Source organism: Rudaea sp. (genome assembly GCF_057139185.1).
In genome coordinates this window covers 70,369-84,204 of record NZ_DBNHDN010000016.1, presented here as the reverse complement: position 1 = coordinate 84,204, position 13,836 = coordinate 70,369, and the positions used below count along the sequence as shown (strand labels likewise).

Annotated in this window: 12 protein-coding genes; 5 read left to right on the top strand and 7 right to left on the bottom strand. The window is 66.0% G+C overall.

The annotated features are described in order from the left end of the window. From mreD to AC16HO_RS06405, 3 genes are all read right to left on the bottom strand, one after another. Entirely contained in the window at positions 1-489 is a 489-nt protein-coding gene (gene mreD / locus AC16HO_RS06415) for a rod shape-determining protein MreD (protein WP_395641234.1), read from the bottom strand. 61 nt (positions 490-550) lie between these two features. Continuing rightward, positions 551-1,570 carry a rod shape-determining protein MreC gene (gene mreC, locus AC16HO_RS06410; RefSeq protein WP_395641233.1) on the bottom strand — a complete coding sequence of 340 codons (1,020 nt, stop codon included), beginning with the start codon at positions 1,568-1,570 and terminating at the stop codon, positions 551-553. A 93-nt stretch (positions 1,571-1,663) separates the two neighbouring features. Further along, entirely contained in the window at positions 1,664-2,710 is a 1,047-nt protein-coding gene (locus tag AC16HO_RS06405) for a rod shape-determining protein (RefSeq protein WP_347260347.1), read from the bottom strand. Positions 2,711-2,872: 162 nt separating this feature from the next. Here AC16HO_RS06405 and AC16HO_RS06400 point away from each other — a divergent pair, with 162 nt between their 5' ends. The 5 genes from AC16HO_RS06400 (at position 2,873) to AC16HO_RS06380 (ending at position 8,772) form a co-directional block, all read left to right on the top strand. Next, positions 2,873-4,534, top strand: a complete 1,662-nt coding sequence (locus AC16HO_RS06400; protein ID WP_395641232.1) for an MFS transporter — start codon at positions 2,873-2,875, stop codon at positions 4,532-4,534. A gap of 64 nt (positions 4,535-4,598) precedes the next feature. Continuing rightward, positions 4,599-4,886: an Asp-tRNA(Asn)/Glu-tRNA(Gln) amidotransferase subunit GatC gene (gene gatC, locus AC16HO_RS06395; RefSeq protein ID WP_395641231.1), complete on the top strand. Its 288-nt coding sequence runs from the start codon at positions 4,599-4,601 to the stop codon at positions 4,884-4,886. Positions 4,887-4,891: 5 nt separating this feature from the next. Further along, the gene (gatA, locus tag AC16HO_RS06390; RefSeq protein ID WP_395641230.1) at positions 4,892-6,340 is read left to right on the top strand and encodes an Asp-tRNA(Asn)/Glu-tRNA(Gln) amidotransferase subunit GatA; all 1,449 of its coding nucleotides are present in this window, start codon (positions 4,892-4,894) and stop codon (positions 6,338-6,340) included. Next, positions 6,337-7,782: an Asp-tRNA(Asn)/Glu-tRNA(Gln) amidotransferase subunit GatB gene (gene gatB, locus AC16HO_RS06385; protein WP_395641229.1), complete on the top strand. Its 1,446-nt coding sequence runs from the start codon at positions 6,337-6,339 to the stop codon at positions 7,780-7,782. Before gatA ends, gatB begins: the two co-directional genes overlap by 4 nt. Positions 7,783-7,836: 54 nt before the next feature. Then, positions 7,837-8,772, top strand: coding sequence for a carbohydrate kinase family protein (locus tag AC16HO_RS06380; RefSeq protein ID WP_395641228.1), 936 nt, complete (start codon positions 7,837-7,839; stop codon positions 8,770-8,772). A 37-nt stretch (positions 8,773-8,809) separates the two neighbouring features. Here the strand turns inward: AC16HO_RS06380 and AC16HO_RS06375 are convergent, their stop codons facing one another. From AC16HO_RS06375 to AC16HO_RS06360, 4 genes are all read right to left on the bottom strand, one after another. Then, positions 8,810-10,693, bottom strand: coding sequence for a M1 family metallopeptidase (locus tag AC16HO_RS06375; RefSeq protein ID WP_395641227.1), 1,884 nt, complete (start codon positions 10,691-10,693; stop codon positions 8,810-8,812). Positions 10,694-10,702: 9 nt separating this feature from the next. After that, positions 10,703-12,286, bottom strand: coding sequence for a S10 family peptidase (locus AC16HO_RS06370; RefSeq protein WP_395641226.1), 1,584 nt, complete (start codon positions 12,284-12,286; stop codon positions 10,703-10,705). An 87-nt stretch (positions 12,287-12,373) separates the two neighbouring features. Next, positions 12,374-13,138, bottom strand: coding sequence for a bifunctional demethylmenaquinone methyltransferase/2-methoxy-6-polyprenyl-1,4-benzoquinol methylase UbiE (gene ubiE / locus AC16HO_RS06365; RefSeq protein ID WP_395641225.1), 765 nt, complete (start codon positions 13,136-13,138; stop codon positions 12,374-12,376). A gap of 58 nt (positions 13,139-13,196) precedes the next feature. Further along, complete coding sequence (locus AC16HO_RS06360) at positions 13,197-13,781, bottom strand: DUF4337 domain-containing protein (protein WP_395641224.1); 585 nt, start codon at positions 13,779-13,781, stop codon at positions 13,197-13,199. Positions 13,782-13,836 lie beyond the last annotated feature (55 nt).

Here is a 13,836-nt window from a genome sequence, read left to right as displayed (position 1 = left end):
TCAGGCATCACCGGCGCGCAGGCGCGCGCGCAAGTCGTCAAGCAGCAGGAACAGCCATGGCCAGGCGAGCATGCCGGCTACGGGCGCGAACCAGAAATCGAGGCCCGGCGGCGGATCGCCGGAGATTGCGTGCACCATGAGATACACGACGCGATCGTTGAGCAGCAGCGCGAGCACGGCCAGGGTCTGCTGCCAGACCGGGAAGAAGCGCAGGCGCGAGCGGAAGCGCAGCACGATGAAGCAGAGTATGCAAAGCCGCAGCGCCTGTTCGCCGAGCACCTCGCCGCCGAGCAGATCGGCGACGAGACCGAGCGCGAAGCACAAGCCCAGCGGCACGCGCTCGGGCAGCTCGATCATCCAGTAGATCAGCACCAGCGCGAGCCAGTACGGCTTGAACGGCAACAGCACGGCGGGCAACGGCGCGAGCTGGAACACGAAGCTCGCGGCGATACCGCCCCAGAACAGCCAGTTGAGGCCACGGACGCGCATCAGGAGCCGCTCCGCGGCCGGCAAGCGCTGCGCAGTGCGCGATGCGCGGAGAAGAGCTTCATCATGGCTGCGCTTCCCCGCGCTTTTGCTTCGTGCCTTCCGCGCTCATCACCGACGGCGCACCGCTCCCTGCCTTCTGTTCACCACCCACCGCGTCCTGCGCCGCCGGTTCGTCGCTGCCCTTGAGCGACACGGGCGGGCCCACTTCCTCGGCCGGCGCGGGCGGGCCGACCGGATTGGCGAGTTCGTGCAACACGAGCACCTCGGCGCTGCGGTCGAGCGCGGCGTCTGGCGTAGCCTTGGCGGCAGCGAACATTCCGGTCGCGTCGTTGCCGACCGAACGGATCACGCCAACCGGAAAATCCGCCGGGAAGCGCCCGCCGAGACCGGAGGTGACGAGCTTGTCGCCGACCTTCACGTCGGCACTGGTCGGGATATTCGGCAGTTCCAGCGTGTCGAGCGTGCCGTTGCCGCGCGCGATCGTGCGCAGGCCCGTACGTTCGATGCGCACCGGCACCGCATGCGACTTGTCGCTGATCAGCAGCACGGTGCAGCTGCGCGGACGCACCTCGACGATCTGGCCGACCAGGCCGCGTGCGTCGATCACCGGTTGGCCTACCTTGATGCCATTGTCGCTGCCGAGGTCGAGCAAGATCGTGTGGCGCCGGTACGGGCCGAAGTCGATGTCGATCACGCGCGCGAGCTGCACCGACAGGCCGAGGGTCTTCTGCACCGAGAGCAGCTCCTGCAGGCGCTGGTTCTGTTCCTGCACGACCTCGACGCGACGCAGACGGGTCTGCGCGAGCAGCAGCTGGCGACTCAGTTCGGCGTTCTGTTCGCTCAAGGCACGCCGGTCGGCGAGCGCCAAGCGCGCGTCGCGCGCGAGCTCCGACGGTGCCGCGGCGAGCCGCCAGACCGGCTCGACGACGATGCTGGCAGCGGCGCGCAGGTGTTCGAGCCAGTCGCCGCGGCGATCGGCGATCATCAGCGCGATGGCGATGACGAGATAGACGACCAGACGCAGCGTGCCTGATGCGCCTTCGCCGAACAGGGGAGCCGTGTTGTTGGCGGGGATGGCCATCTCTCGGGGTTCGGGACTCGGGGCCGGCAAAATCACGAGCCTCGCTCTGCTCTGCTCGAGTCCCGGATCCCGGGTCCCGAGTCCCGGCTGCCATCACTCCGACGCGAAGAAGTCGCTGCCGTGCTGGTCGACGAGTTCGAGCGCGCGCCCGCCGCCGCGCGCGACGCAGGTCAGCGGATCGTCGGCGACGTGCACGTGCAGGCCGGTTTCCTCGGAAATCAAACGGTCGAGATCCTTGAGCAGCGCGCCGCCGCCGGTGAGCACGATGCCGCGCTCGGCCACGTCGGAGCACAGTTCGGGCGGGGTCTGTTCGAGCGCGACCCGCACCGCGGCGACGATGCCGGAAAGCGGCTCGTGCAGCGCCTCGAGCACTTCGTTCGAATTGATCCGGATCATGCGCGGCACGCCCTCGGCCAGGTTGCGGCCGGAGATTTCGATCTCGCGTGCTTCGTCCTGCTTGTACGCACAGCCGATTTCCACCTTGATGCGCTCGGCGGTGGACTCGCCGATCAGGGTGCCGTGGTTGCGGCGCACATAGTTGATGATGGCCTCGTCGAAGCGGTCGCCGCCGATGCGCACGGACTGCGAGTAGACGATGCCGTTCAGGGAAATCACGGCGACTTCGGAAGTACCGCCGCCGATATCGAGCACCATCGAGCCACGCGCCTCGTGTACCGGGATGCCGGCGCCGATCGCCGCGGCCATCGGCTCCTCGATCAGATACACGTCGCGCGCACCGGCCGACTCGGCCGACTCCTTGATCGCGCGGCGCTCGACCTGGGTCGAACCGCACGGCACGCAGACCAGTACACGCGGGCTCGGCCTGAACATGCGCGCGCGGTGCACCTTCTTGATGAACTGCTTGAGCATCTCCTCGGTCATGGTGAAGTCGGCGATGACGCCGTCCTTCATTGGCCGGATCGTGACGATGTTGCCCGGCGTGCGTCCCAGCATGCGCTTGGCGTCGGCGCCGACCGCGGCGACCGAACGCGGGCCGCCGGGGCCACGGTCCTGACGGATGGCAACCACCGAGGGCTCGTTCAGCACGATGCCCTGGCCACGCACGTAGATCAACGTGTTCGCCGTACCGAGATCGATCGACAGATCGTTGGAGAAAAGCCCGCGTAAACCCTTGAACATTATTGTTTTCGCTCGTACTGCAGTTGCGTCGCGTCTTGCATGAAAAGAAAAGCGCGCCAGTGTAGTAAGCGCCTCCAAGCGAAGCAAGGAAAAAAGCTGTTAAATATCGGGTTTTGTTGGGCGTTCGACGTGAAGTCGCACGCAAACGGACAACTCCGGCGCATGACTACGGCAAGCAAATCCAGCGGCATTTCCTTCCATCACCCGATCGCGTTCTGGCTCGGCTGCGCGCTGATCACTCTGGGCGTGTTCTCGCACGGGCCGATGCTCGCGATGGGCGCGCACATGCACTACCACCTCGCCGGCATGCCGATGGACACGACGATGCTGGTCGGCATGGCGCTGATTCCGCTCGGCCTTGCCTTGTCGATCTATGGCCTGATGCCACGCTTCGCACAGATGCGCGAGTCGATGCAATCCGTGCACGATCATGCCTGGTTCCACATCGCCGACCGCGTACCGCTCAACCGCGAGCACTGGACACTGGTGATCGTGCTCATCGTCGCGCTCGCGATCGACGTGATGAAACCGGCCACGCTCGGCTTCGTCATTCCGGGCATGACCGTCGAATACGAGATAACCAAGCAGACCGCGGCCAAGCTCGCGTTATGGGCGCTGATCGGCACGACGGTCGGGTCCGTCGTCTGGGGCCGGCTCGGCGACCTGTTCGGCCGCCGCGCGGCGGTCCTGCTGTCGGCGCTGATGTTCATGGCGACCGCGATCTGCGGCGCGATGCCGTCGTTCGAGTGGAACCTCGCGATGTGCTTCCTCATGGGCGCGTCGGCCGGCGGCCTGCTGCCGATCGCGTTCACGCTGATGGCCGAAGCGATCCCGGCCGCCCACCGCGGCTGGCTGCTCGTCGCGCTCGGCGGCGTCGGCACTTCGGCCGGCTATCTCGCCGCGGCCGGCGCGGCCGCGTTGCTTGAGCCCGTGTTCAGCTGGCGCTCGCTGTGGCTGCTCAATCTGCCGACCGGCGCGATCATCCTGCTGCTCAACCACTGGATTCCCGAATCACCGCGCTTCCTCGCCAGTCAAGGCCTGGAAAACGAAGCGCGCGCGGTGCTGCTCAAGTTCTCCGGCGCACACACGGCTGGCGAGGCGCGCGCGGCGATCGAGCGTGACGCGGACACGGCGCCGGGCGCACCGGAAATCGATGCGCCGCTCGGCCGCGGCGGCCTGCGCGCGTTGCTGCGCGGCCGCCAGGCGGGCATCACCTGGGGCTTGATCGTCTGCGGCCTCGGTTGGGGCCTGGCGAATTTCGGCTTCGTGCTCTGGCTGCCGGTCAACCTCGTCCAGCTCGGCATCGATGCCAAAGCAACGAGCACCCTGCTTGCGGGATCGGCTGTACTCGCGTTGCCGGGCATCGGCCTCGTCGTCTGGCTCTATCATCGCTGGAGCGCGGTGAGGACACTGGTCCTGTTCATCGCGTTGTCGGCGCTCGCCTTGCTGGTGTTCTGCGCGCTCGCCACGTTCGAAGTGCGTTCGGCCGCGGCGGTGACTACGGCGACGGTCGCGCTGCTGGTCAGCACCAGCGGCGTGATCGCGATGCTGATTCCGTACGCCGCGGAAATCTATCCCGTGCATTGTCGCGGCACCGGCGCGGGCCTGATCGCGGCAAGCTCGAAGTTCGGCGGCATCCTCGGCGCCGGCCTCGGCGTCGCCGGCTTTTTCGAGCATTTTGCGCTCTCGGCGGTACTGATCGCGCTGCCGCTCGCGATATCCGGCGGCATGCTGTTGCGCCGGGGCATCGAGACGCGCGGAATCCGGCTCGAGGACATCCAGGCCCGGCTCGCGCGCTCCGCGGCGGCATCGCCTCCGACCTGAGCGCCGGCAACCCCGGCGGTGGCGGTCGATATGTTATCTTCGCGTTCCTTCCGGGGTTTTTCGCATGTCCATCGACACCGCCACCGTGCGCCACATCGCCCGCCTTGCCCGGCTCGCCGTCGGCGAGGACGAGTTGGCGCCGGTCGCCGGTGAATTGAGCCGCGTGCTCGACCTCGCCGACCAGCTCGCCGCAGCGCGCATCGACGGCATCGCGCCTCTTGCGCATCCGCACGAGCAGACGCTGGCCTGGCGCGCCGATGCGGTGACCGAAACCGATCGCGCCGAAACATTTCTCGCCCTCGCGCCCGACGCGCGCGCGGGCCTTTATCTCGTTCCCAAAGTTCTCGAATAAGCGGCATGAGCTCTTCGATCACGCAACTCGCGCAGACGCTGCGTGAGCGCAGAACCTCGGCAGTCGAATTGACCCGGCAGGCCATCGCCAGAGCGAAGAAGCTGGCCGGTCTCAATGCGCTGATCACGCTCGACGAAGCCGGCGCACTGGCCGCCGCCGAGCGCGCGGACGCTGCGCTTGCCACGAATCCCGCATCCGTATTGGCCGGCATTCCGTTCGCGCACAAGGACATCTTCTGCACGAACGGGCTGCGCACGACCTGCGCCTCGCGCATGCTCGAGACGTTCGTGCCGCCATACGACGCGACCGTGGTTGCCAAACTCGGCGACGCGCAGGCCGTCTCGATCGGCAAGGCGAACATGGACGAGTTCGCGATGGGCTCCTCGAACGAGAATTCGTTCCACGGTGCGGTGAAGAATCCGTGGGACACGACGCGCGTGCCGGGTGGTTCGTCGGGCGGCTCGGCCGCGGCCGTCGCCGCCGGCATCGTGCCGTTCGCGACCGGCACCGACACCGGCGGCTCGATCCGCCAGCCGGCCGCGTTCTGCGGCGTCACCGGTTTGAAGCCCACCTACGGCCGCGTCTCGCGCTTCGGCATGATCGCGTTCGCGTCGAGCCTCGACACGGCCAGCGTGCTGGCGCGCAGCGCCGAGGATTGCGCGCAGGTGCTCGCCGCCATGGCCGGGCACGATGCGCGCGATGCGACGAGCGCGAATCGCCTCGTCGACGACTATGTCGGCGCGCTGGCGAAGCCGCTGGCCGGTCTGCGCATCGGCGTCGCGCGCGAATACTTCGGCGCCGGCATCGATGCGGGCGTCGGCGCGGTGGTGCAGGCCGCGCTCGGGGAATACGAAAAACTCGGCGCAACGCTCGTCGATGTTTCGCTGGCGAACGCCGCGCTCGCGATCCCGGCCTACTACGTGATCGCGCCGGCCGAAGCATCGAGCAATCTCGCGCGTTTCGACGGTGTGCGTTACGGCCACCGCTGCGCCGATCCGAAGTCGCTCGAGGACCTGTACACGCGCACGCGCGCCGAAGGCTTCGGCGCCGAGGTGAAGCGCCGCATTCTCGTCGGCACCTACGCGCTGTCGGCCGGCTACTACGATGCGTACTACCTGCGCGCGCAGCGCGTGCGCCGGCTGATCGCGAACGATTTCAACGAGGCGTTCAAAACCGTCGACGTGATCGCCGGGCCGACCACGCCGAGCGTCGCGTTCAAGCTCGGCGAGAAGTCATCCGATCCACTCGCGATGTACGCGGCCGACGTCAACACGGTTGCCGTCAATCTTGCCGGCCTGCCGGCGATTTCGTTGCCGGCGGGTTTCAGCGCCAATCTGCCGGTGGGATTGCAGTTGATCGCGCCTGCGTTCGCGGAAGCACGCTTGCTCAGTGCCGCGCATCAATTCCAGCTTGCCACCGACTGGCACGCGCGCAAGCCGGAGGGCGCGGCATGAGCGCCTACGGAAACTGGCAGCCGGTCATCGGCCTGGAAATCCACGCGCAGCTGTCGACGGCCTCGAAGCTGTTCTCCGGCGCGTCGACCGCCTACGGCGCCGAGCCGAACACGCACACCGGTCTCGTCGACATCGCCCTGCCCGGCACGCTGCCGCTGCCGAACCGCGCCGCGCTCGACAAGGCGATTCGCTTCGGCCTCGCGATCGGCGCGCGCATCGCTTCGCACAGTGTGTTCGCACGCAAGAACTACTTTTATCCCGATCTGCCCAAGGGCTATCAGATCAGCCAATACGAGCTGCCGGTAGTCGCCGAGGGCAGCCTCAAAGTACGCCTCGACGATGGCCGCACGATCGAAGTGGCGATCGAGCGCGCCCATCTCGAGGAAGATGCGGGCAAGTCGCTGCACGAGGAATTCCACGGCGCCAGCGGCATCGATCTGAATCGTGCCGGCACGCCGCTGCTCGAAATCGTCTCCAAACCCGTGCTGTATTCGGCCGCCGAAGCAGTTGCCTACATGCGCACCGTGCACACGCTGGTACGCTGGCTCGGCGTCTGCGACGGCAACATGCAGGAAGGCTCGTTCCGCTGCGATGCGAATGTGTCGGTGCGGCCGACGAGCAGCGACAAGCTCGGCACGCGCACCGAGATCAAGAACGTGAACTCGTTTCGTTTCGTCGAGAAGGCGATCGAGTACGAGATCGAGCGCCAGATCCGCGCGCTCGAAAACGGTGAGAGGATCGTCCAGGAGACGCGCCTCTACGATCCCGCGCGCCACCAGACGCGGCCGATGCGCGGCAAGGAAGACGCGAACGACTACCGCTATTTCCCCGATCCGGACCTGCCGCCGCTCGCGGTGACGGCCAAGGATATCGCCGCGGTGCAGGCGACGATGCCCGAGCTGCCCGAGGCGCGGCGCGTGCGCTACGTCGAAACGCTCGGCCTGCCCGAGGCGGACGCGACCCAGCTCTGCGCCGACCGCGCCATGGCCGATTATTTCGAAGGCGTGCTCGCCGCACTGCCGGGCGAGGCGAAACTCGCCGCCAACTGGACCCTCGGCGAAGTTGCCGCAGCGCTCAACGAGGCCGCGCTGACCGTCGAGCAATCGCAGGTATCCGCATCCGCGCTTGCGCAACTGCTCGCGCGCGTGCGCGAGGGCGTCATCTCCGGCAAGATCGCCAAGGACGTGTTCGCCGCGATGTGGGACGGCGAGGGAAGCGCGGACGCGGTGATCGAGAAGCGCGGCCTCAAACAGATCTCCGACTCCGGCGCGCTCGCCTCCGCGATCGACGCGGTGCTTGCCGAGTATCCGACCCAGCTTGCCGATTTCCGCGGCGGCAACGAGAAGCTGCTGCAGTTCTTCGTCGGCCAGGTGATGAAGCGCACGCGCGGCCAGGCGAATCCGCAGCAGCTCAACGCGCTGCTTCGGGAAAAACTAAAATAGGCTCGTTCCCTGCTCGGGGACGGGAAGAACCATTTTGAATTTGGGAGTCTGCACATGTCTGCACTGATCTGCGGTTCGCTCGCCTACGACACGATCATGGTGTTCCAGGACCAGTTCCGGAACCACATCCTGCCCGACAAGGTGCATATCCTGAACGTGTCGTTCCTGGTGCCGCGCATGCGCCGCGAGTTCGGCGGCTGTGCGGGCAACATCGCCTACAACCTCAAGCTGCTCGGCGACGATCCGATTCCGTTCGGCGCAGTCGGCCAGGACTTCGGCCCGTACCGCGAGCACCTGCAGCGCTGCGGCATCCGCCTCGACCACGTGCTCGTCTACGACGAGCTGTTCACGCCGCAGTGCTTCATCACCACGGACATGGACAACAACCAGATCACCGCCTTCCATCCGGGCGCGATGCTCAACTCGCACGAGCATCACGTGAAGGACGTCGAGGGCGTGACCTTCGGCATCGTCGCACCGGACAGCCGCGACGGCATGCTGCAGCACGCGCGCGAGTTCGCCGAGAAGGGCGTGCCCTTCATCTTCGATCCGGGCCAGGCGATGCCGTTGTTCAACGGCGAGGAATTCCGCACGATGATCGAGCAGGCCGACTACGCCATCGTCAACGACTACGAGTCGCAGCTGCTGCAGACGCGCACCGGCTGGAGCGCGGACGACATCGCCTCGCGCGTGAAGGCCTACATCGTGACGCAAGGCCCGAAGGGTTCGATCGTGCACGAAGGCAAGAATCAGCACGTGATTCCGCCGGGCCACGAGCGCCGCATCGTCGACCCGACCGGCTGCGGAGATGCCTATCGGGCAGGACTAATCTTCGGTCTCACGCGAGGTATGGACTGGCCGACCACGGGCCGCGTCGCATCCCTGATGGGCACGCTCAAGATCGAGCATCCCGGCACGCAGAACCAGCGCTTCACCTTCGCCGAATTCGCCGATCAGTTCAAGCAGCAGTTCGGCTACGCGCTCGATTGAATCACCCCGGCACGGAAGGCCGGGATGACGGATTTTCCTAGCGCCGCCGTGTCGGATCCTGCAACGCCTTCTCCACCGCCGCGCGCGTCATCGGGTGATAGCCGGGCTTGGCTTCGGCATAGATCTTCTCGGCCAGGGCCTTGCCCTGCGCGGTTTTCGCCAGTTCCGCGTAGAGCGGCACGACGAGGATGCGCCGGCCGATGCGCAGCATGTGTTCGCGCATCGCCGGATACGCGGCCTCGTAGCCGCTGCCGATCGCGAGGCGGTACCAGCGGAATGCGATCTCCGCATTGTGCGTGCCGGTCAGGTGATAGGCCGCGTCGAGCGCCTTCATCTGCGCCGCGCCCAACTTCGGCGGCAACTGGTCGAGAAAATACTCCCACTCCTGTGTGCGCCAGGCCTTCGCGCCGAGCCCGTTTGCATCGATCTTGCCGGCGACGAACTGTTCGCGCAACTTGTCCTGCGCGGCGAACGCGCTCGATGCGGGCAACGGCGCATCGGCCGGAATGCCGGGCTGGTGCAGCCACGCGTTGACCTCGTCCATGCTCACCTTGCCCGGATGCTTGTCGAGCAGATTGGCCTTGAGATAGTCGACGAACTGACCCGTGGTGATGCTCTGGAACGCGAAGTGGTCGAAGTAGCCGCGCAGAAACGCATCGAACGTGGCGCGGCCGAACTTGCCTTCGAGGTATTGCAGGAACCACGAGCCCTTGGTGTACGGCACGTCGCTGAGCGAATCGTCCGCGTCCTTGCCGGTCAGGTCGGGCACGAGCAATTGCTCGGCGGGCTTGGCCGTCGCGAATGCCTTCTTCAGTTCATTGGCCGCGACGAGGAATTCCTCATCGGCCTGCTGCTTGCCGTAGACGGCCTCGACGATGCGGCCTTGCACATAGGTGGTGAACCCTTCGTTGAGCCAGACGTGTTTCCACGCCGCATTGGTGACGAGGTTGCCCGACCACGAATGCGCCAGCTCGTGCGCGATCACGCTGACCAGCGACTTGTCGCCGGCGATGATCGTCGGCGTCACGAACGTCAGACGCGGATTCTCCATGCCGCCGAACGGGAACGACGGCGGCAGCACGAGGATGTCGTAACGTTCCCAGCGGTACGGGCCGTAGAGCTTCTCGGTAGTGGCGATCATCTTCTCGATGTCGTCAAATTCCTTCGCTGCGGCGGCGACGGTCTCCGGTTCCGCATAGACCGCACTGCGCGGGCCGATCTCTTTCACCGCGATATCGCCGATCGCGAGCGCGAGCAGGTACGAGGGAATCTTCTGCGGCATGATGAAGCGGAAGTCGCCGTCGAGCGGGTGCTTCGCGTCGTTGTTCGCGCTCATCACCGCGCGCAGCGCTTTCGGCGTCGTGATGTGCGCGGTATAGGAGAAACGCACCTGCGGCGTGTCCTGCAGCGGAATCCAGCTGCGCCCGGCGATCGATTCGGATTGCGAATACACGAACGGATGCTTCTTGCCTGCGGTCTGGCTCGGGTCCAGCCACTGCAGGCCGGCCGCGTCGGGGCTGGTCGAATACACGATGCGGACCTTGCCGCTGCGCGCCGGCAGCGCGATGCGCAGCGCCGAGCCGAGCAGCGGATCGGCCTTGTCGAGCGTGAATGTCGCGGCATCCCACTTGCCGGCGTTGTCCGCGGCTTCGACCTTGTCGATTTTCAGGCCGTTCGTGTCGAGCACGAGCTCATGGGCGTTCTCGTCGAGCCATGCCAGGTCCAGTGTCGCACTGCCCGACAGGACGTGCTTGTCGAACGAAACGGACAAATCCAGATCGAGCGCAGTGACGCGCACCTTGTCCGGCTGCGCGTAGGAGTGCGGATCGCGGCTTTCGGTCGATGCGTTGGCGTGCTGCGCGACAGTCATGATGGCGAGGCCCAGAACGCCGGCGACGGCGGATCGAACAAGCATGTTCATCGGCTTTCCTCATTTGGACAAGGCGCTGTCGTAGAAGCGGGCGAGATCGCCCTTCATCTGCTTGAGCGCGTCGAGGTTGAGATAGACCATGTGCCCCGACGGGTAGTAGGTGAAGCTCAGGTTCCTGCGCAGGCTCGGATCGATGTCGAGATGGGCGAGATCGTACTCGGTCGCGAAGAACGGCGTGGCCAGGTCGTACCAGCCGTTCGCCGACAGCACCTTGAGATGCGGATTGGTGCGCATCGCTTCCGACAGGTCGCCGACCATCGCCGGCAAGGGCAGCTTGCGCGAGGAACCCGGCGGTGTGTGGCGCCAGTCCCATTCGCCGATCGCGGCGCCCGCATTCATGCGATACGGCACCTCGCTCGAATACTTAAGCTCGCGCGACAGATAGTCGTTGATCGCCGAGAAGAACGCGCCGCTGATCGCCGTGCTCGACGGATCGAACTCGGGCGATTCGCCGGCGGCGTCGGCGTCGATGCCCTCGAAGCGACCGTCGAAGCGACCGAGCGTGCGGCGCTGGTCGCGCAGCAATTCCTTGCGGAAGCGCGGCTGGCTGACGCGCAGATTGGCGTCCTTGAGATACTGCGGCGACAGGCCGATGTAGCGGCTCAGCTTCTGCGCGATCGCGTCGCGCTCGGCCGGGCCCAGGTCCTGGCCTTTGGCGAGCGCGACCGAGTATTCGCCGCGCGCAAAACCGCGCACTTCCTCGACGAACGGCGCCAGTTCCGCGGGCTTGTTCGGAATCTTGTTGTGGTACCAGGCGATCGCGGCGTAGGTCGGCAGCAGGTTGACGTAGTCGTAGTCGAGCCCCGGAATGCGCGAACCGTAATTGAGGATCGAGGACAGCAGCACGACGCCGTTGAGCGCCACGCCGCGATTCTCCAGGTAGCGCGCAAGGCCCGCCGAACGCGGCGTGCCGTAGGACTCGCCGAACAGGAACTTCGGCGAATTCCAGCGTTTGTTCACGGTGATGTAGCGGACGATGAAGCGGCCGAATGCGTCGATGTCCTGATCGGTGCCCCAGAAGCGCTTGTTCGGATTCTCGTCCTTGTCAGCGGGCTTGCCGTCCTTCTCTTTCGGCAAGCCCTTGGAGTAACCGGTGCCGATCGCGTCGACGAAGACGAGGTCACTCTTGTCGAGCAGGCTGTCGGTGTTGGCGACGACCTGGTACGGTGCCGGCGGCGTCGCCTCCGGGCCGTTGGTCACCACGCGCACCGGCCCGAACGAGCCCATGTGCAGCCACAGGCTCGCCGAGCCGGGGCCACCATTGTAGAAGAACGTCACCGGGCGTTTTTCCGATCCCCCGCCTTCGCCGACGGTGTAGGCGACATAGAAAACGCTCGCATCGGGCACGTCCTTGTCGTCACGGATCGTCAGCGTACCCGCGGTCGCCTTGTACGCGTAGCTGCGGCCGTTGATCGAAACGCTGTGGTTCGTCGCCACCGATTTCTCCGCGACTGCGGAATCGGTTTTGTCCTTGCCCGCAACCGACCTGGCGTCGGCCCTGGCCGGCTCCTCGTGCTCGGCCGCTAAGACAGGGCCGGCCACGACGGTGAAGACCAACAACGAACATAGAATGTACTTGCGCATGGCGCCTCCCGATTCCAAGCCCGCAATTATGCCGCGGAGAAGGAAGCCGGGCCTGTGCCGAAAGCCCTACGCAAAACGCGTTGCGTGTTAAATCTTGTAACCGCGATGGATCGCGACGATGCCGCCGGTCAGATTGCGCACGTCGACGCGGGCGAAGCCGGCGGCTTCCATCATTGCCTTGAGTGTGGCCTGGTCGGGATGCTTGCGGATCGATTCGGCGAGGTACTGGTAACTCTCGGCGTCACCGGCGATCAACGCGCCCAGGCGCGGCAACACCTGGAACGAGTGGAAGTCGTAGATTCTCTTCAACAGCGGATCGCGCACCGCAGAGAATTCCAGGATCAGCGCGCGCCCGCCGACGCGCAGTACGCGCTGCATCTCGCGCAGCGCAGCGTCCTTGTCGGTGACGTTGCGCAAGCCGAAGGCGATCGTCACCGCATCGAAACTCGCATCGGGAAACGGCAGCGCCTGCGCGTTGACCTGCGCATAGCTCAGGCCGCGCACGCTGCCTTCGTTCAGCAGCCGGTCGCGGCCCTCGCGCAGCATCGCCGCGTTGATGTCGCCGAGCACGACGCTGCCGCTCGCGCCGACCATCGGCAGCAGCAGCGCGGCGATATCGCCCGTGCCGCCGGCCAGATCGAGCACATGGTCGCCCACGCGCACGCCGCTGGTCGCCGCAAACCAGCGCTTCCAGATGCGATGGATGCCGAACGACATCGCATCGTTCATCAGGTCGTACTTCGAGGCGACCGAGGTGAATACCCTGCCGACGAGTTTTTCCTTTTCGGCGACGGGAACGTCGCGGTAGCCGAAATGGGTGGTGTCGGCCGGATTCGGGTTCGTTTCGCTCATGCGCCTATCTTAGCAGCGCGGCGGCGGGCACCGGTGCGCGAGCCGGGCCGATGCGGACTCAATGCGCGAACAACGCCCACAGGAAGATCAGCGCACCGACGAGGCCGAGCGCGGTCGAACCGAGCCACGCCGCGCGCTTGCGCGTCAACGCGGCGACGGCGCCGAGCGCGATCGCGACCTGCAGCATCGCCACCGCATAGGCGAAATAGTGGTGCTGGTGGATCAGGTGGTCGGCCTCCTTGCCTTTCTCGTCGCGTTCGTGCTCGAACTCTTCGGCCTTCTTCTTGGCCTCCTGCTGCTCGTCCTTGTAGCGCCCGATGTTCCTGTCGAGGTCGGCTGGCAACGGCTTGTCCGCACCGGCGAGCACGCCTTTCTGCGCTTCGAGCACGACGGCCTTGATGCCTTTGGCCTGGTAGTAGGCCCATTGATCAGAGGCCTGCGCCTGCAATTGCGTCGCCTCGGCCTTGAGTGCGAGCGCCTCGTTGACGGTGCCGCCGGCGAGCAATGAGGCCACAGCTGCGAACGCGGCGAACAGCGCCGTCGTCAGCGCGATCGTGCGCAGCAGCGCGCCGCCTTCCTTCTCGACTTCCTCGTGGATGGCTTCGTGCAGCTTGTCGGTATCGATTTCGATTTCTTCGGGCATGACGGATCCTGCTTCGGTAGTGAGCCTGGTGTGTTCGACCCCGATTCTTCGAATC